This window comes from Blastococcus sp. SYSU DS0552 (assembly GCF_054050815.1).
Genome location: NZ_JBJHAB010000015.1, coordinates 72,000 through 97,606 on the forward strand (window position 1 = coordinate 72,000; position 25,607 = coordinate 97,606).

Below are 25,607 nucleotides of genomic sequence, written 5' to 3' on the forward strand. Positions count from 1 at the left end.
GGTCCTTCTAGAATTGCCGGCATGTTGCGCTGGCTGACCGCCGGTGAGTCGCACGGCCAGCAGCTCACCGCCATCCTCGAGGGGCTCCCGGCCGGGGTCGAGGTGGCGACCGCCGACCTCGACCTGCAGCTCGCCCGCCGCCGGCTCGGGCACGGGCGGGGCGCCCGCATGTCCTTCGAGCAGGACGTCGTCACCCTCACCGGCGGGGTGCGCCACGGCCGCACCCAGGGCGGCCCGATCGCGGTGCAGGTGGGCAACACCGAGTGGCCCAAGTGGCAGACGGTCATGTCCGCCGACCCGGTCGACCCCGAGATCCTCGCCGGCCAGGCGCGCAACGCGCCGCTCACCCGGCCCCGCCCCGGTCACGCCGACCTCGCCGGCATGCAGAAGTACGGCTTCGACGACGCCCGCCCGGTGCTGGAGCGTGCCAGCGCCCGCGAGACGGCCGCCCGGGTGGCGCTCGGCGCGATCGCCCAGGCGTTCCTGCGCCAGGCGCTCGGCGTCTCGGTGGTCAGCCACGTCGTCGGCATCGGCCCGGTCGTCGCGCCCGACGGCATCGTCCCCGGGCCCGACGACAACCCGCGTCTCGACGAGGACCCGGTGCGCTGCGCCGACCCGGGCACCAGCGCACGCATGACCGCCGAGATCGACGACGCCCGGAAGAACGGTGACACCCTCGGCGGGGTCATCGAGGTCGTCGTCCACGGGCTCCCGCCGGGCCTGGGCAGCCACGTGCACTGGGACCGCCGCCTGGACGCCCGGCTGGCCGCGGCGCTGATGGGCGTGCAGTCGGTCAAGGCCGTCGAGGTCGGCGACGGGCTGGAGACCGCCCGCCGCCGCGGCTCGGTCGCCCACGACGAGATCGTGCTCGCCGACGCGGACGCCGGCGCCGGCGTGCAGCGGGTGCAGCGGCTCACCGACCGGGCCGGTGGCATCGAGGGCGGGATGACCAACGGCGAGGTGCTGCGCGTGCGCGCCGCGATGAAGCCGATCAGCACCGTGCCGCGCGCGCTGCAGACCGTCGACGTCGCCACCGGGGAGGCCGCGGTCGCGATCAACCAGCGCAGCGACGCCTGCGCGGTGCCCCGCGGCAGCGTGGTGATGGAGGCGATGGTGGCGCTGGTGCTGGCCGACGCGGCGCTGGAGAAGTTCGGCGGGGACTCGGTGGCCGAGACCCGGCGCAACGCGCGGGCCTACCTCGACTCCCTGCCGTACCGGTGAGCGGGCCGGCCCTGGTCCTCGTCGGCCCGCCCGCGTCGGGGAAGACGACGGTCGGCACGGCCGTCGCCGATGCGCGGGGGCTGGCGTTCCGGGACACCGACCGCGACGTCGAGGAGGCGACCGGGTCGACCGTCGCCGACCTGTTCGTCCAGCACGGTGAACCGCACTTCCGCGCGCTGGAGGAGCAGGCGGTCGCGCGGGCGCTCGCCGACCACACCGGGGTGCTGGCGCTCGGCGGCGGGGCGGTGACCAGCGCCGCCACCCGCGAGCTGCTGGTCACCCACGGCAGCGCCGGCGGGGCCGTGGTCTGGCTCGACGTCGACGTCGCCTCCGCCGCGCGGCGCGTGGGGCTCTCCCGGGACCGGCCGCTGCTCGCGGTCAACCCGCGGGCCATGCTGCGCACCATGCTCGAACAGCGTGCGCCGCTCTACACGGAGGTGGCCACGCACCGGGTCGCCACCGCGGGGCGGTCGCCGGAGGAGGTCGTCGCCGAGGTGCTCGCCGTCCTGACCCCGGAGGAGGCCCGGTGAGCCGTCGCGTCGCGGTCGCGGGGGAGCAGCCCTACGAGGTCGTCATCGGTGCCGGCGCCCAGACCGAGCTGGCGCTCGTGCTGGCCGGCACGGCGAAGGTCGCCGTCGTCCACGCGCCACCGCTGGCCGCCGCGGCCGGCGCCGCGGTCGAGACGCTGCAGACCGCCGGTGTGGCCGCCGAGGCGGTCGTCGTCCCCGACGGCGAGGCCGCGAAGACCGCGCAGGTCGCCGCCGAGGTGTGGGAGGAGTTCGGCCGGCTCGGGCTGACCCGCTCCGACGCCGTCGTCGGGGTGGGTGGGGGCGCGGTCACCGACCTGGCCGGTTTCCTGGCCGCCACGTGGACCCGCGGCATCCGCGTCGTGCAGGTGCCCACCAGCCTGCTCGGCATGGTCGACGCGGCCGTGGGCGGCAAGACGGGCATCAACACCGCCGCCGGGAAGAACCTCGTCGGTGCCTTCCACCCGCCGGCCGCCGTGCTGGCCGACACCGACCTCCTGGCCGGGTTGCCCGAGGCGGAGTTCCGCGCCGGGCTGGCCGAGGTGGTCAAGTGCGGGTTCATCGCCGACGGCCGCATCCTCGAGCTGCTGGACGCCGATCCGACCGGCCGCCGGGACACCGAGGAGCTCATCGAGCGTGCGGTGCGGGTGAAGGCCGCGGCGGTGGGGGAGGACCTGCTCGACACCGGGGTGCGCGAGTTCCTCAACTACGGCCACACCCTCGGCCACGCGATCGAGCGGGTCGAGGACTTCGGCTGGCGGCACGGCGAGGCCGTCGCCGTCGGCCTCGTCTTCGCCGCCGAGCTGGCCGGGCAGGCGGGCCTCCTGACCCCGGCGGAGGTCGCGCGGCACCGCACGCTGATCGCGGCGATGGGGCTGCCGACCAGTTACGCCGGGGACTGGGCGCGCCTGCAGCAGGTGATGCGGGTGGACAAGAAGGCGCGAGGCGCGTCGCTGCGGTTCGTCGTCCTCGACGGGCTCGGCCATCCCAGGATCCTGACCGGCCCGCAGCAGGCCTGGCTCGATGCGGCGTGGGCCGCAGTATCGGAGACGCCATGACCATCCAGGTGCTCAACGGCGCCAACCTCGGCCGGCTCGGCACGCGCGAGCCCGAGGTGTACGGCACGACGACCTACGCGCAGCTGGTCGAGCTGGTGGAGACCGCGGCGCGGGAGCTCGGCGTCGACGTGCTGGTGCGCCAGACCGACGACGAGGGCCAGCTGCTGCGCTGGATCCACGAGGCGACCGACGCCGGTGACCCCATCGTGGTGAACCCCGGCGGCTGGACGCACACCTCGGTGGTGCTGCACGACGCGCTGGCCGCGGTGGGCGCACCGGTGATCGAGGTGCACATCAGCAACATCCACCGCCGCGAGGAGTTCCGCCAGCACTCCTACGTCTCCCGGGTCGCCGACGGGGTGATCGCCGGGCTCGGCGTGCACGGCTACGTGCTGGCGCTGCAGTGGATGACCCTGCGAGGCGTGTCGTGAGCCGGGACACCGCGCGGGAGGCCGCCCGGCGTGACGCGCTGCGGACCGCCGCGGCCGGGCGCGGCCTGGACGCGGTGCTGGTCACCAACCTGCTCAACGTCCGGTACCTGACCGGCTTCACCGGCTCCAACGGCGCCCTGCTGCTGCGGGTGGACGGCGGGGACGTGTTCGGCACGGACGGGCGCTACACCACCCAGGCCGGCGCGCAGGTGCCCGACGTCGAGCTGCTCGTCGACCGGGCCACGGTGCCGGCCCTGGCCCGGGAGGCGGTGCGGCGCGGCGCGGGGCGGATCGGTTACGAGTCCCACGACCTCACCGTCGACGGGCTGCACGGCCTGGAGCGGGTGCTGGCGGACGCCGCCGCGGGTGGCACGATCCCGGAGCTGGCCTCCGTGCGGCGGGCGGTCGAGGGGCAGCGGGCGATCAAGGACGACACCGAGGTCGAGTACCTGCGCCGCGCGTGCGCCGTCGCCGACCAGGCGCTGGCCGAGCTCGCCGCCGAGGGGTCGCTGCGGCCGGGGCGCACCGAGCTGGAGGTCGGCCGCGAGCTCGACGCGCGCATGCTGGCGCTCGGCGCCGAGGCGCCGTCGTTCGAGACGATCGTCGCCACCGGCGCCAACTCGGCGATCCCGCACCACCGCCCGGACTCGACCGTCCTGCGTGAGGGCGACTTCCTCAAGCTCGACTTCGGCGCCACCGTGGACGGCTACCACTCCGACATGACCCGCACCCTGGTGCTGGGCCACGCGGCCGACTGGCAGCGGGAGATCTACGAGCTCGTCGCCGCCGCCCAGGCCGCCGGCCGGGCCGCGCTGGCGGTGGGCGCCGACGTCGTCGCGGTGGACGCCGCCGCCCGCGACGTGATCGTCGCCGCGGGCCACGGGGAGCACTTCACCCACGGCCTCGGCCACGGGGTGGGGCTGGAGATCCACGAGGCGCCCGGCATCGGCCCCCAGGGCGCGGGTAGGCTTGCCGCCGGTATGGCCGTCACCGTGGAGCCAGGCGTGTACCTGCCCGGCCACGGCGGTGTCCGGATCGAGGACACCCTGATCGTCACCGACGACGCGCCCGAGTTGTTGACCCTCACGAGCAAGGAACTGCTGGTCCTCTAGATGGCTACCACCAACGACCTGAAGAACGGCATCGTCCTCAACCTGGACGGCCAGCTCTGGACCGTCACCGACTTCCAGCACGTCAAGCCCGGCAAGGGCGGGGCCTTCGTGCGCACGACGCTGAAGAACGTGCTGTCGGGCAAGGTCGTGGACAAGACCTTCAACGCCGGCACCAAGGTCGAGACGGCCAACGTGGACAAGCGGTCGATGACGTATCTCTACAAGGACGGCACCGACTTCGTCTTCATGGACGGCGACACGTTCGACCAGATCTACGTGCCGGCGGAGACGGTCGGCGGGGGCGCGGACTACCTGCTCGAGAACACCGAGGTCATCGTGGCGGTGCACGACGGCACCCCGCTGTACGTCGAGCTCCCCGTCACCATGGAGCTCGTCGTCGAGCACACCGACCCGGGGCTGCAGGGCGACCGCTCCACCGGCGGCACCAAGCCCGCCACGTTGGAGACCGGCGCGCAGATCCAGGTGCCGTTGTTCATCACGACCGGCGAGAAGCTGAAGGTCGACACCCGCGACGGCCGGTACCTCGGCCGCGTCAACTGAGCGCGGGCCAGACGCGTGGCTGCACGGTCCAAGGCCCGCAAGCGCGCCGTGGACGTCCTGTACGAGGCCGACGTCCGGGGGCAGGACCGGCTGGAGCTGCTCCGGGAGCGGGTCGCTGACGGCAACCCGCCGGTCCCGGAGCACACCATCCGGCTGGTCGAGGGCGTCGAGGAGCAGGGCGCGCGCATCGACGCGCTGATCGAGGCGCACACCTCCGGCTGGTCGCTGGAGCGGCTGCCCGACGTCGACCGCGCGATCCTGCGGATGGCAACCTTCGAGCTGCTCTGGGTCGACGACGTGCCCGACGCCGTCGTCATCGACGAGGCGGTGGAGCTGGCCAAGGCGCTGTCCACCGACGAGTCGCCGAAGTACGTGAACGGCGTCCTCGGCGCCATCCTCGCCGCCGAGGTCCCCACGGCCTAGCGAGGGCGCACGGCCGACGAGGTGGGCCCGGAGGGTCCGGCGAGGAGCGCGCGGACACGCTCGTCGCCGGTCGGGAACGGCCATTGGCCGCGGTGTCGTCCGGAGGACGACGATGTCATTGCAGGTCGCGGCGGGCGAAGAGCCAGATGCCGACGCCGAGGATCACCGTGGCGAACGCGCCGACGACCAGGCCGCCCTGCAGGTTCGTGACCAGGTAGGTCGGCGGTCCCTCGGGCCCGGTGCTCATGACGCTGTAGTCGACGACCGGGACGCCGCCGGGGACGACGAGGGCGACCGCGTTGGTCGACAGCAGCCAGCGCTCGAGCATGGGGTCGTAGATCCGCAGCGCGGTCTCGACGATCGCGAAGTAGACGAACCCGATGCCGAGCGCCGCCCCGGTGTTGCGCACCAGGTTGGCCAGCCCGAAGCCGATCAGCGCGACGAGGACGCCGAGCACGACCCCGCGCCCCTGCGCGGCCAGCAGCTCTCCCCAGAACCCTTCCGGCAGAGCCTGGTCGGTGCCCACGAAGGTCCGCAGGACCCAGGCCATGACCAGCCAGGCGACCTGGGCCGCCACGCCGATGACCAGCGCGGCCAGGACCAGGACGCCGATCTTCGTGCCGATGACCCGCAGCCGGTTCGGCACCCAGAACAGCAGCGCCACGATGGTCCGGGTGGACCACTCCGCGCCGATCCAGGTGGCGCCCACGAGGAAGGCGAGCACCGCGGCGGCGGCCGCGAAGCCGATCGCGCCGGGCTCCCCGAGCGCGCCGAGGTCGAAGGGGGCCTTGTCGAGGAAGTCCTCGACGCGCCAGGCGGAGGCATCCAGCGGTGGGCCGCAGAACTGGTCGACCGGCTCGCCGACGTTCTCGGCCTCGATCGCGCAGTCCGCGCGCCAGGCCTCCTCGCTGGCGATGATCTCGTCCATGCGCTCGCGGGCGGCGGCGTAGTCGGCGTCGGTCGGCTCGCCGAACTGGACCAACCCGATGACGATCGCAGCCAGCCAGCCGAGGACGGCCAGCCCCAGCAGGACCTGGATGAACCGGCGGGCGGTGAACCGGTGCAGCTCGGCCCGGAACAGGCTGCCGCCCCGCCGGGCCGACGTCGGCTCGGGCGAGGCAGTCGGCTGCTCGGTCACCGCGCTCATGCCTGGCCCCCGGTGATGGCGAGGAACGCGCTCTCCAGGTCGGGGGTCACGCGGACCAGCTCCTCGACGTAGTGGCCGTGCTCGGCGAGCACGCGGGTGATCTCGCCGGTGGCGGGCGCGCCGTGCACCAGCACCTGGCCGTCGGGCGCAGGAGAGAGGCTGAACCCGGCGGCGCCGAGCACCGCGGCCGCGGCCGCCGGGTCGGGGACCGCCACGCGGACGTCGCCGGTGCCGGCCTGGGAGAGCACCGAGGCGACCGGCCCGGAGGCCACCCGCCGGCCGCGGGCCAGGATCGTCACGGAGTCGCACACCTGCTGGATCTCGGCGAGCAGGTGGGAGGAGACGAGCACCGTCGTGCGGCCGTCGGACCCCAGGCGTCGGATCAGCTCGCGGACGTCGCGGATGCCGGCGGGGTCCAGCCCGTTGCTCGGCTCGTCGAGGATCAGCAGCCGGGGCGCCTTGAGCAGCGCGGCGGCGATGCCGAGGCGCTGCTTCATGCCGAGGGAGTAGCCCTTGAACCGGTCGTCGGCCCGCTCGCGCAGGTCGACCAGCTCCAGGCACTCCTCGACGCGGGCCCGCGCGACGCCGGCGGTCTCGGCCAGCAGGCGCAGGTTGCGCCGGCCGGAGAAGCCGGGGAAGAACAGCGGTGTCTCGACCAGGGCTCCGACGTCGCCGATCACGCCGGACAGGCCGGCGGGCACCGGGCGGTCGAGCAGTTGCATGTCACCGGCGTCGATGCGCACCAGCCCGAGCAGCGCCCGGATCGACGTCGTCTTGCCCGAGCCGTTCGGGCCGAGCAGGCCGTGGACGCCGCCGGACTGGACGGTCATGTCCAGCCCGTCGAGCGCCTGGTGCGGCTGCCCGCCCTTCCCGCGGTAGGTCTTGGTGACCCCCGCCATCTGCACCGCCGGCATGCGGCCTCCCTGCTCATCCGGGCCGGGCACCCGGCTGGCAGCACAGTGGCACACGTGGTGCTGCGGGACCAGTGTCCCGACCTGCGTGTCGAGACCGGGCCGGGCCGTAAACGACGAGGGCCCCCGCCGATCGGCGGGGGCCCTCGTGACTCGCTGGGTGGAGCCGGTCGTCAGCGGGGGGCGCGCCGGCGGTCGCCCCAGGCGGAGTCGTCGACGTCCTCCTCGAGGTCCTCGTCGCCACCGGAGCTGACGATGCCCTCCATGCCGGGCGAGAGCACGCCCCACTCGATCAGCCGGGAGGTGAGCTCGTCGGGGCTCATGTCGTAGATGATCGCCAGCGACTTGAGGTCCTCGGCGCGGATCGAGAGGACCTTGCCGTTGTAGTCGTGCCGCTGGGCCTGGATGGTCGAGGCGTAGCGGGCCAGCGGGCCGGCCTCGTCCGCGGGCAGGGAGCCCAGCGACTCCAGGTTCAGGACGATCTTGTTCGTCGAGGTGACCGCGGAGCTGGGCCGCGGGTCGGGCAGCAGCTCGGAGACCGGGACGCCGTAGAAGACGGCGAGCTCGGAGAGGCGCTGCACGGTCACGGCGCGGTCCCCGCGCTCGTAGGAGCCGACCACGACCGCCTTCCAGCGGCCGTGCGACTTGTCCTCCACACCCTGCAGGGAGAGGCCCTGCTGGTTGCGGATCGCGCGAAGCCGGGCGCCGAGGGCCCGTGAGTAGTCGGTGCTCATCGCTGTCTGCTCACTGTCCGTCGTCTCGGATCGGGGTTGTTCGTCACGCAGCGTACGTGCGAAGCGGGGATCACAACAGGCGGGTGGACGTGAAAGCGCAGGTTGGTGCCGGGGCGGGCGCTGCCGCGGGCACCGCGCCGGGCGACCGCGCCGGGCACCGGGCCGGGCGCCGGCGGGACGCGAGCGGGCGTGCAGTACCGTCGACCGCGGTCCGACCACTCCTTTAACGACCCGTCCAGTGAGGCGGGGAAGGAGGCCTCATGGCCCGCTCACCCGAGCCTGCCCGCAGCCCGTCTCCCGGCAGCGCCCCCGGCACCCTGCTCTCCTCCGCCGACGTCGCCCGCGTCGTCGACCGCATGGCCCACCAGCTCATCGAGCGGGCGGCGAGCCTCCGGGCCGACGACGGCGCCGACCACGCCGACGGCGGGCTCTCCGACCTGGTCCTCGTCGGCATCCCGACCCGCGGGGCCCCGCTCGCCCGCCGCCTCGCCGCGCGCATCGAGGCGTTCACCGGCACCGCGGTGGACGTCGGTACCGCCGACATCACCCTGTACCGCGACGACCTGCGGCTGCGCGGCGTCCGGGCCCTCGAGCCCACCGTGCTCCCGGACGCCGGCATCGACGGCCGGCTCGTCGTCCTCGTCGACGACGTGCTGTTCTCCGGGCGCTCGGTCCGGGCGGCGCTCGACGCGCTGCGCGACCTGGGCCGCCCGCGCGGCGTCCAGCTGGCGGTGCTGGTCGACCGCGGGCATCGGGAACTGCCGATCCGGGCCGACTTCGTCGGCAAGAACGTGCCGACCGCACGCAGCCAGCAGGTCAAGGTGCACCTGCAGGAGGTCGACGGCATCGACGAGGTCCTGCTGACCGAGGGGGAAGGCGCGTGAAGCGGCACCTGCTGGAGGCCGCGGACCTCGACCGGGACGACGCGACGCTGGTGCTGGACACCGCCGCCCAGATCGACGCCGCCCTGGCCGGCCGCGAGGTGAAGAAGCTCCCGACGCTGCGCGGGCGCACGGTGGTCAACCTCTTCTACGAGGACTCCACCCGGACCAGGATCAGCTTCGAGCTCGCCGCCAAGCGCCTCTCCGCCGACGTCATCAACTTCTCGGCCAAGGGCAGCAGCGTCTCCAAGGGGGAGAGCCTCAAGGACACCGCGCTCACCCTGGAGGCGATGGGCGCCGACGCCGTCGTCGTCCGGCACTCGGCCTCCGGTGCGCCGCACCGGCTGGCGAACTGGGTGCGCGGCAGCGTGGTCAACGCCGGCGACGGCACCCACGAGCACCCCACCCAGGCGCTGCTGGACGCCTACACGATCCGGCAGCGTCTCGGGCGGCTCGACGGCGTCCGAGTGACGATCGTCGGCGACGTCCTGCACAGCCGGGTGGCCCGCTCCAACGTGGGGCTGCTGCACACGCTGGGAGCGCAGGTCACGCTGGTCGCGCCGCCGACGCTGCTGCCGGTGGGCGTGGGCAGCTGGCCGGCGGAGGTGGGCTACGACCTCGACGCCGTGCTCCCCAAGAGCGACGTGGTGATGATGCTGCGGGTCCAGGCCGAGCGGATGAACGCCTCGTTCTTCCCCAGCGCCCGTGAGTACAGCCGCCGCTACGGCCTCGACGCGCCGCGGATGGCCGCGCTGCCCGACGAGGCGATCGTCATGCACCCCGGCCCGATGAACCGCGGCATGGAGATCGCCGCGGAGGTGGCCGACTCCGTCCGCTCCACGATCGTCGAGCAGGTCGCCAACGGGGTCTCGACCCGCATGGCCGTGCTCTACCTGCTGCTCGGAGGCAACGCATGAGCACCTTCCTGATCACGGGCGCCCGGCCGCTGGGCGGCGACCCTGCCGACATCCTGGTGACCGACGGCCGGATCGCCGCGGTCGGCGCGTCGCTCGACGTCCCCGGCGCCGAGGTGGTCGAGGCCGCCGGTCTGGTCGCGCTGCCCGGCCTGGTCGACCTGCACACCCACCTGCGCGAGCCCGGCCGGGAGGACGCCGAGACCGTCGAGACCGGCAGCCGCGCCGCCGCGCTGGGCGGGTTCACCGCGGTGCACGCGATGGCCAACACCGATCCGGTCGCCGACACTGCCGGCGTCGTCGAGCAGGTGTGGCGGCTGGGGCAGGAGGCCGGGCTGGTGGACGTCGTCCCGGTCGGCGCCGTCACGGTCGGGCTGGCGGGGGAGCGGCTGGCCGAGCTCGGCGCGATGGCCGACTCCGCCGCCCGGGTGCGGGTGTTCTCCGACGACGGGCATTGCGTCGCCGACCCGGCGCTCATGCGGCGGGCGCTGGAGTACGTGAAGGCGTTCGACGGTGTGGTCGCCCAGCACGCGGAGGAGCCGCGGCTGACTGCCGGCGCGCAGATGCACGAGGGCGACCGCTCGGCCCGGCTCGGGCTGACCGGCTGGCCGGCCGCCGCGGAGGAGGCGATCATCGCCCGCGACGTGCTGCTGGCCGAGCACGTCGGTGCGCGGCTGCACGTCTGCCACGTCTCGACCGCCGGGTCGGTGGAGATCCTGCGCTGGGCGAAGTCCCGCGGCGTGCAGGTGACCGCCGAGGTCACGCCGCACCACCTGCTGCTCACCGACGCCTGCGCCGAGTCCTACGACCCGGTCTTCAAGGTCAACCCGCCGCTGCGCACCGACGCCGACGTCGAGGCACTCCGGGCGGGCCTGGCCGATGGCACCATCGACGCCGTCGGCACCGACCACGCCCCGCACGCGGTGGAGGACAAGGAGAGCGAGTGGGCGCAGGCCCGGCCCGGGATGCTCGGGCTGGAGCAGGCGCTCTCGGTGGTGATCGAGACGATGGTCGAGCCCGGTCGCCTGGACTGGGCCGGCGTCGCCGACCGCATGTCGGTCCGGCCCGCCGCCATCGGCCGCCTCGGTGAGCACGGCCGGCCGATCGCCCCCGGCGAGCCGGCCAACCTGGTGCTCGTCGACCCGGCCGCCCGCGCGGTGGTCGACCCCGCGGCGCTGGCCAGCCGCAGCCGCAACAGCCCCTATGCCGGCCGGGAGCTCCCCGGCCGGGTGGTCGCGACGTTCCTACGGGGGACGCCGACCGTTCTGGACGGAAAGGCAGTCAAGTGACAGAAGCGCTCCTCGTGCTCGAGGACGGGCGCACGTTCCGGGGCGAGGCCTACGGAGCGACGGGGACGACGGTCGGCGAGGCGGTGTTCGCCACCGGCATGACCGGCTACCAGGAGACGCTGACCGACCCCAGCTACGCGGGCCAGATCGTCGCGATGACCGCCCCGCACATCGGCAACACCGGGGTCAACGGCGAGGACGACGAGAGCAGCCGCATGTGGGTGGCCGGCTTCGTCGTGCGCGACCCCGCCCGCCGCCCGGCCAACTGGCGGGCCACCGGCACCCTCGACGACGAGCTGGTCGCGCAGGGGGTGGTGGGCATCAGCGGGATCGACACCCGCGCGCTCACCCGCCACCTGCGCGAGCGCGGCGCGATGCGCGCCGGCATCAGCACCGAGCTGACCGCCGAGGAGCTGCTGGCCCGCGTCACCGCGGCCGAGGGCATGACCGGCGCCGACCTCGCACCGACGGTGAGCACCGGCGAGCCCTACGTCGTCCCGGCGGTGGGGGAGAAGCGGTTCACCATCGCCGCGCTCGACCTGGGGATCAAGACGGCGACCCCGCGGCACCTGGCGGCGCTCGGCGTGGAGACCCACGTGCTGCCCTCGACGGCGACCGCCGAGGAGCTGCTGGCGGCCGGCCCGGACGGGGTGTTCCTCTCCAACGGCCCCGGCGACCCGGCGGCCGCCGACTACGCCGTCGAGGCGGTGCGCGGGGTGCTCGACGCCCGCCGGCCGCTGTTCGGCATCTGCTTCGGCAACCAGATCCTCGGCCGCGCGCTGGGCCTGGGCACCTACAAGCTGCGCTTCGGGCACCGCGGGCTCAACCAGCCGGTGCTCGACCGGGTCAGCGGGACCGTCCGGGTGACCAGCCACAACCACGGGTTCGCCGTGGACGCCCCGCTGGACCGGCCCACCGACACCCCCTACGGGCAGGTCGAGGTCAGCCACGTGGGCCTCAACGACGACGTCGTCGAGGGCCTGCGGCTGCTCGAGACGCCGGCCTTCAGCGTGCAGTTCCACCCGGAGTCGGCGGCCGGCCCGCACGACGCCGCACCCCTGTTCCAGCGCTTCGTCGACCTCATGCAGTCCGCCCGCGACGGCGAGGCCCGCGCCGGCGGGCCGGCACCGCAGGTCCAGTCCAGCACGGGGGAGAAGAACTGATGCCCAAGCGCACCGACATCGAGCACGTGCTGGTGATCGGCTCGGGGCCGATCCTGATCGGGCAGGCCGCGGAGTTCGACTACTCCGGCACCCAGGCCTGCCGGGTGCTCCGGGCCGAGGGGCTGCGGGTCAGCCTGGTGAACAGCAACCCGGCGACGATCATGACGGACCCGGAGATCGCCGACGCCACCTACATCGAGCCGCTGACGCCGGAGTTCGTCGAGAAGGTCATCGCCAAGGAGCGGCCCGACGCGCTCCTGGCCACCCTCGGCGGCCAGACCGCGCTCAACATCGCCATCGGCCTGTACGAGAACGGCGTGCTGGAGAAGTACGGCGTCCGGCTCATCGGGGCCGACGTCGCCGCGATCAACCGCGGTGAGGACCGGCAGCTGTTCAAGGACATCGTCCGCTCGATCGGCGCCGACGCCCCGCGGTCGCGGGTCTGCGGCACCGTCGAGGAGGCGCTGGAGACCGCCGAGGAGGTCGGCTACCCGGTCGTCATCCGGCCGAGCTTCACCATGGGCGGCCTCGGGTCCGGCTTCGCCACCGACGAGCCGATGCTGCGCCGCATGGCCGCCCACGGGCTGGCCGACTCCCCGGTGCACACGGTGCTGATCGAGGAGTCGGTGCTGGGCTGGAAGGAGTACGAGCTGGAGCTGATGCGCGACCGCAGCGACAACGTGGTCGTCATCTGCTCCATCGAGAACATCGACGCGATGGGCGTGCACACCGGCGACTCGGTGACCGTCGCCCCGGCGATGACCCTCACCGACGTCGAGTACCAGCGGATGCGCGACGTCGGCATCGCGGTGCTGCGCGAGGTCGGCGTCGACACCGGCGGCTGCAACATCCAGTTCGCCGTCAACCCGGTCGACGGCCGGATGGTCGTCATCGAGATGAACCCGCGGGTCTCCCGCTCCAGCGCGCTGGCGTCCAAGGCGACCGGCTTCCCGATCGCGAAGATCGCGGCGAAGCTCGCCATCGGTTACACGCTCGACGAGATCACCAACGACATCACCGGCGTCACCCCGGCGGCGTTCGAGCCGACGCTGGACTACGTCGTGGTGAAGATCCCGCGGTTCGCCTTCGAGAAGTTCCCCGGCGCCGACCCCCGGCTGACCACGACGATGAAGAGCGTCGGCGAGGTCATGGCGATGGGGCGGAACTTCCCGGAGGCGCTGGGCAAGGCGATGCGCTCCACCGAGACGAAGGTGGCCGGCTTCTGGACGGGGGCGCCGGATCCCCGTTCGGCCGAGGAGCTGCTGGAGGCCCTGCGCACCCCGGTCGACGGCCGGCTCTACACCGCGGAGCGGGCGCTGGCCGCCGGGGCCACCGTGGAGCAGGTGGCGGAGGCCAGCGGGTTCGATCCGTGGTTCGTCGACCAGATCGTGCTGGTGCAGGAGGTGGCGGCCGAGGTCCGCGACGCACCGGCCCTGACACCGGAGCTGCTCCGGCGGGCCAAGCGGCACGGCCTCTCCGACCGGCAGATCGCCGCGCTGCGGCCGGAGCTCGCCGGCGAGGACGGCGTCCGGGTGCTGCGCTGGCGACTGGGCGTGCGGCCGGTCTACAAGACCGTGGACACCTGCGCCGCGGAGTTCGCCGCCCGCACGCCGTACCACTACTCGTCCTACGACGAGGAGACCGAGGTGCAGCCGCGGGAGAAGCCGGCGGTGCTGATCCTCGGCTCGGGCCCCAACCGGATCGGGCAGGGCATCGAGTTCGACTACTCGTGCGTGCACGCGGTCATGGCGCTGCAGGACGCCGGCTACGAGGCGGTGATGGTCAACTGCAACCCGGAGACCGTCTCCACCGACTACGACACCGCCGACCGGCTGTACTTCGAGCCGCTGACGTTCGAGGACGTCCTCGAGGTGGTCGAGGCCGAGCGCGCGGCCGGCCCGGTGGCCGGGGTCATCTGCACCCTCGGCGGGCAGACCCCGCTGGGGCTGGCGCAGCGGCTCAAGGACGCCGGGGTGCCGGTGCTGGGCACGTCGCCGGAGGCGATCGACGACGCCGAGCACCGCGGGGCGTTCTCCCGGGTGCTGGCCGACACCGGCCTGCTCGCCCCGAAGCACGGCACGGCGACGACGTTCGCCGAGGCGCACGAGGTCGCCTCCGGCATCGGGTACCCGGTGCTGGTGCGACCCTCCTACGTGCTGGGCGGGCGCGGCATGGAGATCGTGTACGACGACGCCACGCTCGAGGCGTACATCGCCAAGGCCACCGAGGTCAGCGCCGACCACCCGGTGCTGGTCGACCGGTTCCTGGAGGACGCGGTCGAGATCGACGTCGACGCTCTCTACGACGGCACCGACCTCTACCTGGGCGGGGTCATGGAGCACATCGAGGAGGCCGGCATCCACTCCGGTGACTCGGCCTGCGCCCTGCCGCCGATCACCCTCGGCTCCGCGGACCTGCTGAAGATCCGCGCGGCGACGGGGAAGCTGGCCGAGCGGATCGGCGTCCGCGGGCTGATGAACGTCCAGTACGCGATCAAGGACGACATCCTCTACGTCATCGAGGCCAACCCGCGGGCCAGCCGCACGGTGCCCTTCGTCTCCAAGGCGACGGCGGTGCAGCTGGCCAAGGCGGCCGCGCGGATCGCCGTCGGCGAGTCCATCGCCGACCTGCGCGCCGCCGGCGTGCTCCCGGCCACCGGCGACGGCACCGACCTGCCCGACGACGCGCCGATCGCGGTCAAGGAGGCGGTGCTGCCCTTCCACCGTTTCCGCACCGTCGAGGGGTTCGGGGTGGACACCGTGCTGTCCCCGGAGATGAAGTCCACCGGCGAGGTCATGGGCCTGGACGCGCAGTTCGGAACGGCGTTCGCCAAGTCGCAGGCCGCCGCCTACGGCTCGCTGCCGACCGAGGGCACGGTGTTCGTGTCGCTGGCCAACCGGGACAAGCGCTCCGCGGTCTTCCCGATCAAGCGGCTGGCCGACCTGGGCTTCCGCCTGCTGGCCACCACCGGCACGGCGCAGGTGCTGCGCCGCCACGGGGTGGCGGCCGAGGTGGTCGGCAAGTTCAGCGAGGGCCCGGGCAACATCGTGGAGCTCATCCAGGCCGGCGACGTCGACCTGGTGTTCAACACGCCGTTCGGTGCGCCGGGCAACAGCGGCCCCCGCCTGGACGGCTACGAGATCCGCACGGCCGCGGTGAGCGCCGGCATCCCGTGCATCACGACGGTGCAGGGCATGGCGGCCGCGGTCCAGGGCATCGAGGCGCTGCGGCAGGGCGGCATCGGCGTGCGCAGCCTGCAGGAGGTGCACGCGGCGCTGGCCGGCGGCACGCGCGGCGGGCCGAGCAGCTTCGCCGGGACGGGGGCGTGACGACGCCGTCGCCGGGTGCGGTCCAGGGGCTGCGCGACGACCTCGTCGCGCGCGGCCTCCTGGAGGGGCTGCCGGCGGCGTTCGCCGCGGGGGTCACCCGGTTCGGGCAGCCCCCGCGGCCGGAGCTCGACGCGCTGACCGGCGCGGCCACCGACCTGGCCGCCCGGCTGGCCTCCGGGGCGGCCGGCGAGGACGACCTGCCGCTGCTGACCCGGGTGCTCTTCTTCGCCCGGCAGCCCGAGCTGCTGGCCGCCCACGGGCTGCCCACGCCGGCGTACGACGTCCTCGGGTCCTTCCGGGAGAACCTCGACCGGCCGCTCGGCCCGCGGCTGCCCGAGCGGCCGACAGCAGGCAGCCGGCGCTGGCAGCTGCTGGGGCGCACCGTGGGCTTCCCGATCGGCGTGCCCGCCTGCGTGCTCAACGGCAGCGAGGCGTGGGTGCGGCACAACGCGGCCAACGGCTGGAACGTGCTGACCTACAAGACCGTCCGCGGCCGCGCCCACCCGCCCAACGAGCAGCCGAACTGGGTGTTCGCCGCCCGGGAGACCGCCGGCCTCCCGCCGGGAGCGGACGCCGACGTGGTCGCCGACCCCTGGGACTGGGTCGCGCCGGGCTCGCCGGCGGTCAGCAGCGTCAACTCCTTCGGCGTCCCCTCCCCGGCGCCGGAGGAGTGGATGCCCGACCTGGCGCGCGCCGTCGACGCGGTCGGCGACGAGCAGCTGCTGCTGGTGAGCGTCATGGGGGAGGGGAACGGGCTCGACCTGGTCGAGGACTTCGCCCGGACCGCACGCCTGGCGCAGGAGGCCGGGGCGTCGGTCGTCGAGCTGAACCTGTCGTGCCCGAACACGCTGTCGGCCTCCGGGAGCGGCGTGAAGCCGCCGCTGTGCCTGGACCCCGACGCGACCGTCGCCGTGGTGGAGGCGGTGCGCCGGGCGCTGGACGACCGCACCGGGCTGGTGGCGAAGCTGTCCTGGCTCGACGAGGCCCGGCTCGCGGCCCTGGTGCCGCGGCTCGCCCCGCTGGTCGACGGCATCGCCGGGATCAACACGCTGCAGAGCCGGGTGCGCCGCAGCGACGGCAGGCCCACCTTCCCCGGCCGCGAGCTGGCCGGGCTCTCGGGCATCGCGGTCCGCGACTCCGCGCTGGACTTCACCCGGCGGCTCGTCGCGCTGCGGGAGGCCGGCGGGGTGCCCTTCGACGTCCTCGCCATGGGCGGGGTCACCGACCCGGCGTCCTTCGAGGCGATCTTCACCGCCGGCGCCGACGCGGTGCAGTCCGCGGCCGGCGCGTTCGCCGACCCGTTCCTCGCCCAGCGGTGCGTCGCCGCCCTGGGGGAGACCCTGCCCCGAGCCGTGGAGGCCCCGTGACCGACCCCTTCGGGCAGCGCCTGTCGGCCACCGTCGCCGAGCGCGGCCCGCTCTGCGTCGGCATCGACCCGCACGAGCAGTTGCTGCTCGACTGGGGGGTGGGGAACTCGCTGGACGGGCTCCGCCGCTTCACCGACGCGGTGGTCGAGGCGCTCGCCGGCACGGTGTCCGTGCTGAAGCCGCAGCTGGCCTTCTACGAGCGCTTCGGCTCCGCGGGGATCGCGGTGCTGGAGGAGGCGGTCACCGCCAGCCGTGCCGCGGGCGCCCTGGTGCTGCTCGACGCCAAGCGCGGCGACATCGGCTCGACGATGGCCGCCTACGCCGACTACCTGCGCCCCGACCACCCGCTGGCCGTGGACGCGATGACGGTGAGCCCCTACCTCGGGCCGGAGTCCCTGGCGCCGGCGGTCGCCACGGCGAGCGCCGCCGGCGGCGGGCTGTTCGTCCTCGCCCGCACGTCCAACCCCGACGCGGCCGCCCTGCAGCACGCCGTGGTGGGGGAGCGGTCGGTCGCCCAGGTCGTCGTCGACACCGTCCGCGGCTGGAACGGCTCCGGCGGGACGGCGGACAGCGGATTCGGCCCGGCCCTGGGGTCCTTCGGCGTCGTCGTCGGCGCCACGCTCGAGCGGCTCGACGTGGACCTCGACGGGCTCCGCGGGCCGATCCTGGCGCCCGGCCTCGGCGCCCAGGGGGGCACAGCGGCCGACCTGCGCCGGCTCTTCGGCGCCGGGCGCGCCGTCGTGCCGACGGTCTCCCGCGACGTGCTCGGCGCCGGTCCGGACCCGGCCGCACTGCGCGCCGCCGCGGAGCGCTGGGCAGAGGCGCTGGCCGCGTGAGGCGGGTGCGGCCGTGGGCCTCCGTCGGGTGAACGCCCTGCTCCCGGCCGCCTCGACCGCGCAGCGGTCCGCCTATCCTCGGCGATCGTGACCACGACCCCGACCAGCGTGGCGGACGCCGTCGCCCGCGTGGAGGAGGTGGCGCGGACCGTCGCGCTGCCCCTGGTGGAGCGGACCGACTCCGGGGTCTGGCCGGCCGAAGCGGTGCGCGCGCTGCAGGCTGCCGGGCTGGGTGGGCTGGCCGCGCCCCGGTCGGTGGGCGGCTCCGGGCTGGGCCTGCGCGGGGTGGAGGCGGTCTGCGAGGCGCTGGGCCGGGTGTGCGCGTCGACGGCGCTGTGCTTCGGCATGCACTGCGTGGCCACCGCCGTGCTGTCGGCCAAGCACACCGACCGGCAGCGGAGCGAGTTCCTCGACGCGATCGTGGCCGGTGAGCACCTCACCACCCTGGCCCTGTCCGAGCCGGGCACTGGAGCCCAGTTCTGGTTGCCGCAGACCCGGATGACCCGGGACAGCGAGGGCCTGCTGGTCGCGGGGGAGAAGTCGTTCGTGACCAACGGGGGCAGGGCCGACTCCTACGTCGTGAGCACCGTGGCAGCCGACCCCGGGGCCCCGGTGGGCGAGTTCTCCTGCGTCCTGGTGCCGGCGGACGCCGAGGGCGTGGCCTGGGGGCACGAGTGGACCGGCATCGGGATGCGCGGCAACTCCTCCCGGGGCATGCGGCTCGACGACGTCCGGCTGGCCCCCCAGCACCTGCTCGGCACCGAGGGCGACCAGATCTGGTACGTCTTCGAGGTCGTGGCGCCGTACTTCCTGATGGCCATGGCGGGCACCTACGTCGGCGTGGCCCAGGCGTCGCTCGACGAGGCCACCGCGCACCTGTCCCGCCGGGCGCACGCGCACACCGGCCGCCGGCTGGCGGGCGAGCCGCTGCTGCAGCACCGGCTCGGCGTCCTCTGGGCGCAGGTGGAGCGCACCCGCCGGCTGGTCCACTGGGCGGCCGAGGAGGCCGACGCCGGCGGACCCGCGGCGCTGCCGGGCCTGACGTCGGCGAAGGCCGAGGTGGCCCGGTGCGCCGTCGAGGTGACCAACGAGGCCATGACCCTGGTCGGTGGCATCGGCTACCGGGACCGGTCCCCGCTGGAGCGTCACCTGCGCGACGCCCGGGCGGCCGACGTGATGAGCCCGACGACCGACATCCTGCGCACCTGGACCGGCCGGGCGGCGCTCGGCCTGCCGCTGCTGGGCGAGTGACCGGCCCCCCGGACGGCGCGGGCCGCTGGGTCCTGGTCGAGCCCTCCACCACCGACGTCGAGCTGCTCCGGGCGCTGCCCGGCATGGACCACGTCGCCCCCGGGGAGCTGGAGGTCCGCCTCGTCGACCCGCCCGAACCGGTCGACCTGGTGGTGATCGGCTCGCTGGCCGCCGCTCCGGTGGCGCTGGTGCAGCGCGCGCACCGGCTGGCGCCCGGGGCGGCCGTGGCCGTGCTGTCGACCACCCCGACGACGCTGCGGCGCGAGACGTCGTACGCCCCGGGGGTGCCGCTCGAGCTGCTGGTCGCTTCGCCAGGCGAGCCGGACCTGCCCGAGCGCCTGCGCGCCATCCGCCGGGCGGCCGTCGACCGGCGCCGGCACAGCGCCGTGCTGGCCGCAGTGGCCCGCCGGGCGGCCGGTGCGGTCCAGGACGCCCCGCGCGGCCCGGCGGAGGTGGGCGGGGTGCTCGAGCACGCCCCCATCGCGGTGCTCGTCGTGGACCCGGCCGGGGCGCTGGTGGGCTGGAACCGCCGTGCCGAGGTCCTGTTCGAGCTCGTCCGCACGCCCACCGGCCGGCCGGTGGACACCGTGCTCCCGGGCGCCGCCGCCTTCCTGGCGCCGGTCCTCGCCAGGGCAACCTCCGGCAGCGAGCTCCCGGAGGCGACCCCGACGGCGGCCCACGTCCTCGTCGGCGGCCGCGTGGACGTGGAGCTGACCGCGGTCCGCAGCCAGGCCGAGGACGGCCGGCCCGTGGCGCTCCTCCTGGCGGTCGACGTGACCGCCCGTCGGGAGGCGGAGCGGGAGCGGGACCGGCTCGCCGGTCAGGTCAGCCTGCTCGCGCGGGTCTCGGAGTCGCTCGCCGGCTCCCTGGACGTCACCGAATCGATCGCCCGGCTGGCCGAGGCGGTGGTCCCCGCGATGGCGGACTGGGCGAGCGTCCAGGTGCGCGAGGAGCACGACCGGCTCGCCGCCCACGTCGTCCGGCAGCGCGACCCGGCGCTGGCGCCCGTGGCCCGCCGGGTCGAGGCGCTCGTGGCCGCGCGGGGTACGGGGAGCGGGCTCGGCCGGCGGGCGGCGGCCGGGGAGGCGGTCCTGCTGCCGGTCGTCGACGCCGGCACCCTGGCCGAGGAAATGCCCGACGTCGAGCTGCGCGGTCTCGTGGAGCGCCTGGGTGCGGCGAGCGCGCTGGCGGTGCCGGTGCCCGGGCGGTCCGGCATCCTGGGCTCGCTGCTGCTGGCCCGCGGGGCCGGTGCCGCGCCCTTCGGGGACCGCGACCTGTCCCTGGCGCGGGAGATCGGCCGGCGGGCGGGCATCGCGCTCGACAACGCCCGGCTCTACGCCGGCCAGCGGCACCTGGCCACCGAGCTGCAGAACAGCCTGCTCACCGCCCCGCCGGACCTGCCCTTCGCCCGCGTCGCGGTGCGCTACGTCGCCGCGGCGCGGGAGGCCCAGGTGGGTGGCGACTGGTACGACGCCTTCCGCCGGCGCACCGGTGACCTGACGGTGGTCATCGGCGACGTCGTGGGGCACGACACGCGGGCAGCGGCGGCCATGGGCCAGCTGCGGTCGCTCGTGCGCGGCATCGCCTACACCACCGCGGGCGCGCCCGACCAGGTGCTGACCGCGGTCGACGAGGCCGCCGAGGGGCTGGAGCTCGCGACGATGGCGACGGCGATCCTCGCCGAGCTGTCGCCGACGGGTGCCGGTGGCGGGGGCGGCGCACGGCTGCGCTGGTCCAACGCCGGCCACCCCCCACCGGTCCTCCTCGACCGCGACGGCACCGCCCGGCTGCTCACCTACCGCGCCGGGCGGCCCGATCTGCTGCTGGGCGTCGACCCGGCCGCGCGCCGCCGCACCGAGGAGACCACCCTGCCGCCCGGGTCGACCCTGCTGCTGTTCACCGACGGTCTCGTCGAGGACCGCGGGCACACGCTCGACGACGGGCTGGAGCTGCTGCTCGCGACCGTCGGCCACCACGCCGGGGCGGAGCTGGAGGACCTCTGCGACGCCGTGCTCGCGCGGATGGTGCCCCGCGGGGGTCAGGACGACGTGGCCATCGTCGCCGTCCGGCCGGGCCCCTGAGCAGCGCCGCATCCCTGCCGGGCGTGTCGTGTCGTCGGCGTGTCGGGGGCGGGCGCGCCACCTGCGCCGGGAGCCGCCCCGGCGAAACCAGACCGTCCGGATACCGGGGCTGACCAGGCATGATCACACCGAGTGACCCAATGGGCGGCTATCGTGCGGACCCGGGGTCGTCCGGCTCCGCGACCGCCCTGCTCGTTCGTGCGTGACCAGCGGATTTGCCGGGAACCAACGCGACGGTGAGGCTCGCAGCGGGGGCGCGGTGCGTCCCCGCGAACCGAACGACCGCCGGCCGGAGCACGGTCGACGAACGACACGATTGGGTTGCACCATGCCCCTGCCTGACCTGTCCCCGGAACAGCGGGCCGCCGCTCTCGAGAAGGCGGCCGCCGCCCGCAAGGCGCGCGCCGAGCTGCGCGAGCGACTCAAGAGCAAGGGCGCCACGGTCGGCGACGTCCTCAAGCAGGGCGAGACCGACGAAGTGATCGGCAAGATGCGGGTCTCCGCCGTCCTGGAATCCCTGCCCGGGGTCGGCAAGGCCCGGGCTGCGAAGATCATGGAACGCCTGGAGATCTCCCCCACGCGACGCGTGCGGGGGCTGGGCGCCAACCAGCGGCGGGCGCTGGAGGCCGAGTTCGGCGGCGAGAAGGTCGACGCCGAGCAGGTTCCCGCTGACGGCTCCGTCTGAGGAGGGGCCGCCGGCACCGCCGACGACCCCGGGCGAGGACGACGAGTGGCTGCAGCGACACCGGCACGGCTGACCGTGCTCTCCGGACCCTCCGGGGTCGGCAAGGGCACCGTGATAGCCGAGGTCCGGCGGCGGCACCCCGACGTGTGGGTGTCGGTGTCGGCCACCACTCGTCGTCCCCGGCCGGGTGAGGTCGACGGCGTGCACTACCACTTCGTCTCCGACGCGGAGTTCGACCGGCTGATCGCCGAGGACGGGCTGCTGGAGTGGGCCGAGTACGCGGGCAACCGCTACGGCACCCCGGTGGCGCCGGTCCGGGCCCAGCTGGCCACCGGGCGGCCGGCGTTGCTGGAGATCGAGCTGCAGGGTGCCCGGCAGGTGCGGGCGCGGGCGCCGGAGGCGCAGCTGGTCTTCCTGGCCCCGCCGTCCTGGGCCGAGCTGGTCAGCCGGCTGGCCGGCCGGGGGTCGGAGCCGGTCGCCGTGCAGGAGCGGCGGCTGGCGATCGCGCAGGCCGAGCTCGGCTCGTCCGGGGAGTTCGACGTGGTGGTCGTCAACGACGACGTGTCCCGCGCCGCGGACGAGTTGGTAGGCTTGCTGACTGCGCCGTCACCCGGTCTCGTTCCGGGCAGCGGCGCCCACGAGTGAGCCCGCCGGTCAGCCGGCCCGCCCGCTCCCACGAAAACGATCGAGGAGACCCGTCCGACCGTGTCCGGAGTCGCACCCGCCCCCGAGGGCATCACCAACCCGCCGATCGACGAGCTGCTCGAGCGCACCAGCAGCAAGTACGGCCTGGTCATCTTCGCCGCCAAGCGCGCGCGCCAGATCAACGCCTACTACAGCCAGCTCTCCGAGGGCCTGCTGGAGTACGTCGGCCCGCTGGTCGACACCGCGCCCCAGGAGAAGCCGCTGTCCATCGCGCTCCGCGAGATCAACGAGGGGCTCCTGGCGCACACCGCCGGCGAGAACTGAGGAAGGACCCCGTCGCCCCCCACGCCTCGCACGCTCGGCGCGGGGCCCTGCGACGGGGCCGACGGCTGGTGACGTCCCAGTCGTCTCGCTCGTTGTGATGGCGCCCCCGGCCTGTGCCGGGGGCGTCGTCGTGCGTGGGGGAGGATGAGCGCATGAGCCGGATCGTGCTGGGCGTCGGGGGCGGCGTCGCCGCCTACAAGGCCGCGCTGCTGCTGCGGGCCTTCACCGAGGCCGGGCACGACGTCCGCGTCGTCCCCACGCCCGGCGCGCTGCACTTCGTCGGCGCCGCGACCTTCGAGGCGCTGTCGGGCAACCCGGTCACCACCGACGTCTGGTCCGACGTGCCCGAGGTCGCGCACGTGCGCATCGGCCAGACCGCCGACCTCGTCGTCGTCGCCCCCGCCACCGCCGATCTGCTGGCGCGTGCCGCCGCGGGCCGGGCCGACGACCTGCTGACCGCGACCCTGCTCACCGCCCACTGCCCGGTGGTGTTCGTGCCGGCCATGCACACCGAGATGTGGCTGCACCCCGCCACCCAGGAGAACGTGGCCACGCTGCGCCGGCGGGGAGCGGTCGTGCTGCCGCCGGCCGTCGGCCGGCTCACCGGTCCCGACTCCGGCCCGGGCCGGTTGCCCGAGCCGGCCGACGTCGCCGCGCTGGCCGCGGTCGTGCTCGAGGGCGGGGGCGGCGCGCTGCCCCGGGACCTCACGGGCCGTCGCGTCGTCATCAGCGCCGGTGGCACCCGCGAGCCGCTGGACCCGGTGCGCTACCTGGGCAACCGTTCCTCGGGCAGGCAGGGCTGGGCGCTGGCCCGGGTCGCCGCCGCCCGGGGCGCCGACGTGGTCCTCGTCGCCGCCAACGTGGAGCTGCCCGCGCCCTTCGGCGTCCGGGTCGTGCCGGTGGGCACCGCCGAGGAGCTGCGCGGTGCGATGCTCGCCGAGAGCGCGGACGCCGACGTCGTCGTCATGAGCGCCGCCGTCGCCGACTTCCGGCCCGCGGACGTCGCCGCCACCAAGATGAAGAAGGGGGCGGCCAGCGAGCCGACGTCGGTGCCGCTGGTCCGCAACCCCGACGTCCTGGCCGAGCTGGTCGGGAGCCGGCCCGCCGGGCAGCTGGTCGTCGGCTTCGCCGCCGAGACCGGGGACGCCGAGGCCGACGTGCTCACCCACGCCCGGGCGAAGCTCGCCCGCAAGGGCTGCGACCTGCTGGTGGTCAACGACGTCTCCGCGGGGCAGGTGTTCGGCCGGTCGGAGAACGCCGTCGTGGTGCTCGCGGCCGACGGTCCCGAGACCGAGGTCCCGCCGGGGAGCAAGGATGCCGTGGCCGCCGGCATCTGGGCCGCCGTGGCGGCGCGGCTCGGTCCGTCGCCCCGCTCCTGAGGCACGCCGTCGTGCCGGCCGTCCCGGGCCGCCGGTAACGTGCGCACCCGGTGCCCGCGCACCGAACGACCCCGAGTTCACGTCCTCGATCCCAGGGAGTACCGAGTGCCACGCCGCCTCTTCACGTCCGAGTCGGTGACCGAGGGCCACCCGGACAAGATCGCTGACCAGATCAGCGACGCGATCCTGGACGCGATGCTCACCCAGGACCCGCGCAGCCGGGTCGCCGTCGAGACGCTGATCACCACCGGCCAGGTCCACATCGCCGGCGAGGTGACCACGGCCGGCTACGTCGACATCCCGGCGATCGTCCGGGAGACCGTCCTGCGGATCGGCTACGACTCGTCGCGCAAGGGCTTCGACGGTGCCTCGTGCGGCGTCAGCGTCTCCATCGGCGCCCAGTCGCCGGACATCGCCCAGGGCGTCGACATCGGTTACGAGTCGCGGACGCAGGCCCAGGTCCGCGACCAGGACCAGGCCGTCGAGGACGCGATCGAGCGCCAGGGCGCCGGCGACCAGGGCCTGATGTTCGGGTACGCGACCGACGAGACCCCCGAGCTCATGCCGCTGCCGATCGCGCTGGCCCACCGACTGTCCCGCCGGCTCTCCGCGGTGCGCAAGGACGGCTCGGTGCCCTACCTGCGTCCCGACGGCAAGACCCAGGTGACCGTCGTCTACGAGGACGACCGCCCGGTCGCCGTCGACACTGTCGTCGTCTCCTCCCAGCACGCCGAGGACATCTCGATCGAGACGCTGCTGACCCCCGACATCGAGGAGCTCGTCGTCGAGCCGGAGCTGGCCGCGCTCGGCCTGCCCACGACCGGTCACCGGCTGCTGGTGAACCCCACGGGCAAGTTCGTGATCGGCGGCCCGATGGGCGACGCCGGGCTCACCGGCCGCAAGATCATCGTCGACACCTACGGCGGCATGGCCCGCCACGGCGGCGGCGCCTTCTCGGGCAAGGACCCGTCGAAGGTGGACCGCTCCGCGGCCTACGCCATGCGCTGGGTCGCCAAGAACGTCGTGGCCGCAGGGCTCGCCCGGCGCTGCGAGGTGCAGGTCGCCTACGCCATCGGCGCCGCGCACCCGGTTGGCCTGTTCGTCGACACGCACGGCACCGGGACCGTCGCCGACGAGGTCCTCGAGAAGGCGATCACCTCGGTGTTCGACCTCCGCCCGGGCGCGATCGTGCGGGACCTGGACCTGCTGCGGCCGATCTACGGCCCCACCGCCGCCTACGGCCACTTCGGCCGCGCGGACCTCGATCTGCCGTGGGAGCGGCTGGACCGCGTCGAGGCGCTGCGCTCGGCCGTAGCTTAAGGACCCCGCTGCCCCCCG

At 74.6% G+C, this 25,607-nt stretch carries 24 protein-coding genes; 21 read left to right on the plus strand and 3 right to left on the minus strand.

Translation table 11 applies throughout. The annotated features are described in order from the left end of the window. Positions 1–21 precede the first annotated feature (21 nt). From aroC to nusB, 7 genes are read left to right on the plus strand one after another with little or no spacing between them, the layout of a single operon-like run. Positions 22–1,221, plus strand: coding sequence for a chorismate synthase (aroC, locus tag ACI8AG_RS15420; protein ID WP_456588653.1), 1,200 nt, complete (start codon positions 22–24; stop codon positions 1,219–1,221). Beyond that, positions 1,218–1,751: a shikimate kinase gene (locus ACI8AG_RS15425; protein ID WP_456588654.1), complete on the plus strand. Its 534-nt coding sequence runs from the start codon at positions 1,218–1,220 to the stop codon at positions 1,749–1,751. Before aroC ends, ACI8AG_RS15425 begins: the two co-directional genes overlap by 4 nt. Then, positions 1,748–2,806, plus strand: coding sequence for a 3-dehydroquinate synthase (gene aroB / locus ACI8AG_RS15430; protein ID WP_456597740.1), 1,059 nt, complete (start codon positions 1,748–1,750; stop codon positions 2,804–2,806). The genes ACI8AG_RS15425 and aroB overlap by 4 nt, the downstream gene beginning before the upstream one ends. Beyond that, positions 2,803–3,237, plus strand: coding sequence for a type II 3-dehydroquinate dehydratase (gene aroQ, locus ACI8AG_RS15435; protein WP_456588656.1), 435 nt, complete (start codon positions 2,803–2,805; stop codon positions 3,235–3,237). The genes aroB and aroQ overlap by 4 nt, the downstream gene beginning before the upstream one ends. Next, the gene (locus ACI8AG_RS15440) at positions 3,234–4,349 is read left to right on the plus strand and encodes a M24 family metallopeptidase (RefSeq protein WP_456597741.1); all 1,116 of its coding nucleotides are present in this window, start codon (positions 3,234–3,236) and stop codon (positions 4,347–4,349) included. The genes aroQ and ACI8AG_RS15440 overlap by 4 nt, the downstream gene beginning before the upstream one ends. After that, positions 4,350–4,910: an elongation factor P gene (efp, locus tag ACI8AG_RS15445; protein ID WP_456597742.1), complete on the plus strand. Its 561-nt coding sequence runs from the start codon at positions 4,350–4,352 to the stop codon at positions 4,908–4,910. It abuts the gene before it with no gap. Between the two features lie 15 nt (positions 4,911–4,925). Then, a complete protein-coding gene (gene nusB, locus ACI8AG_RS15450; protein WP_456597743.1) occupies positions 4,926–5,333 on the plus strand; it encodes a transcription antitermination factor NusB in 408 nt (135 codons plus the stop codon). Between the two features lie 115 nt (positions 5,334–5,448). On the opposite strand, the gene ACI8AG_RS15455 is transcribed toward nusB, so the two are convergent. From ACI8AG_RS15455 to bldD, 3 genes are all read right to left on the minus strand, one after another. Next, entirely contained in the window at positions 5,449–6,480 is a 1,032-nt protein-coding gene (locus tag ACI8AG_RS15455) for a hypothetical protein (RefSeq protein WP_456597744.1), read from the minus strand. Beyond that, positions 6,477–7,394, minus strand: a complete 918-nt coding sequence (locus ACI8AG_RS15460; protein ID WP_456597745.1) for an ABC transporter ATP-binding protein — start codon at positions 7,392–7,394, stop codon at positions 6,477–6,479. Before ACI8AG_RS15460 ends, ACI8AG_RS15455 begins: the two co-directional genes overlap by 4 nt. Positions 7,395–7,564: 170 nt before the next feature. Beyond that, positions 7,565–8,125, minus strand: coding sequence for a transcriptional regulator BldD (bldD, locus tag ACI8AG_RS15465; RefSeq protein WP_456597746.1), 561 nt, complete (start codon positions 8,123–8,125; stop codon positions 7,565–7,567). Between the two features lie 260 nt (positions 8,126–8,385). Here bldD and pyrR point away from each other — a divergent pair, with 260 nt between their 5' ends. The 14 genes from pyrR (at position 8,386) to metK (ending at position 25,589) form a co-directional block, all read left to right on the plus strand. Continuing rightward, positions 8,386–9,009: a bifunctional pyr operon transcriptional regulator/uracil phosphoribosyltransferase PyrR gene (gene pyrR / locus ACI8AG_RS15470; RefSeq protein WP_456588663.1), complete on the plus strand. Its 624-nt coding sequence runs from the start codon at positions 8,386–8,388 to the stop codon at positions 9,007–9,009. Beyond that, positions 9,006–9,923: an aspartate carbamoyltransferase catalytic subunit gene (locus ACI8AG_RS15475; protein WP_456597747.1), complete on the plus strand. Its 918-nt coding sequence runs from the start codon at positions 9,006–9,008 to the stop codon at positions 9,921–9,923. The genes pyrR and ACI8AG_RS15475 overlap by 4 nt, the downstream gene beginning before the upstream one ends. After that, positions 9,920–11,209, plus strand: coding sequence for a dihydroorotase (locus tag ACI8AG_RS15480; protein ID WP_456597748.1), 1,290 nt, complete (start codon positions 9,920–9,922; stop codon positions 11,207–11,209). The genes ACI8AG_RS15475 and ACI8AG_RS15480 overlap by 4 nt, the downstream gene beginning before the upstream one ends. Next, positions 11,206–12,372 carry a glutamine-hydrolyzing carbamoyl-phosphate synthase small subunit gene (gene carA, locus ACI8AG_RS15485; protein ID WP_456588666.1) on the plus strand — a complete coding sequence of 389 codons (1,167 nt, stop codon included), beginning with the start codon at positions 11,206–11,208 and terminating at the stop codon, positions 12,370–12,372. Before ACI8AG_RS15480 ends, carA begins: the two co-directional genes overlap by 4 nt. Further along, a complete protein-coding gene (gene carB, locus ACI8AG_RS15490; protein ID WP_456597749.1) occupies positions 12,372–15,701 on the plus strand; it encodes a carbamoyl-phosphate synthase large subunit in 3,330 nt (1,109 codons plus the stop codon). The genes carA and carB overlap by 1 nt, the downstream gene beginning before the upstream one ends. After that, the gene (locus tag ACI8AG_RS15495; protein ID WP_456597750.1) at positions 15,698–17,068 is read left to right on the plus strand and encodes a dihydroorotate oxidase; all 1,371 of its coding nucleotides are present in this window, start codon (positions 15,698–15,700) and stop codon (positions 17,066–17,068) included. Before carB ends, ACI8AG_RS15495 begins: the two co-directional genes overlap by 4 nt. Beyond that, a complete protein-coding gene (pyrF, locus tag ACI8AG_RS15500) occupies positions 17,065–17,904 on the plus strand; it encodes an orotidine-5'-phosphate decarboxylase (protein ID WP_456597751.1) in 840 nt (279 codons plus the stop codon). Before ACI8AG_RS15495 ends, pyrF begins: the two co-directional genes overlap by 4 nt. Before the next feature lie 87 nt (positions 17,905–17,991). Next, on the plus strand, positions 17,992–19,155 hold the full coding sequence (locus ACI8AG_RS15505) for an acyl-CoA dehydrogenase family protein (RefSeq protein WP_456597752.1): 1,164 nt from the start codon (positions 17,992–17,994) through the stop codon (positions 19,153–19,155). After that, on the plus strand, positions 19,152–21,236 hold the full coding sequence (locus ACI8AG_RS15510; protein WP_456597753.1) for a SpoIIE family protein phosphatase: 2,085 nt from the start codon (positions 19,152–19,154) through the stop codon (positions 21,234–21,236). Before ACI8AG_RS15505 ends, ACI8AG_RS15510 begins: the two co-directional genes overlap by 4 nt. A gap of 328 nt (positions 21,237–21,564) precedes the next feature. After that, positions 21,565–21,921, plus strand: coding sequence for an integration host factor, actinobacterial type (gene mihF / locus ACI8AG_RS15515; protein WP_456582244.1), 357 nt, complete (start codon positions 21,565–21,567; stop codon positions 21,919–21,921). A gap of 45 nt (positions 21,922–21,966) precedes the next feature. Next, positions 21,967–22,566, plus strand: coding sequence for a guanylate kinase (gmk, locus tag ACI8AG_RS15520; protein ID WP_456597754.1), 600 nt, complete (start codon positions 21,967–21,969; stop codon positions 22,564–22,566). Between the two features lie 60 nt (positions 22,567–22,626). Next, positions 22,627–22,890 (plus strand): DNA-directed RNA polymerase subunit omega, encoded by a 264-nt coding sequence (gene rpoZ, locus ACI8AG_RS15525; RefSeq protein WP_014376157.1) that lies wholly within the window; start codon positions 22,627–22,629, stop codon positions 22,888–22,890. Between the two features lie 152 nt (positions 22,891–23,042). Next, positions 23,043–24,269, plus strand: a complete 1,227-nt coding sequence (gene coaBC / locus ACI8AG_RS15530; protein ID WP_456597755.1) for a bifunctional phosphopantothenoylcysteine decarboxylase/phosphopantothenate--cysteine ligase CoaBC — start codon at positions 23,043–23,045, stop codon at positions 24,267–24,269. A gap of 105 nt (positions 24,270–24,374) precedes the next feature. Next, positions 24,375–25,589 carry a methionine adenosyltransferase gene (metK, locus tag ACI8AG_RS15535; protein ID WP_456597756.1) on the plus strand — a complete coding sequence of 405 codons (1,215 nt, stop codon included), beginning with the start codon at positions 24,375–24,377 and terminating at the stop codon, positions 25,587–25,589. The last annotated feature ends 18 nt before the right edge of the window (positions 25,590–25,607 follow it).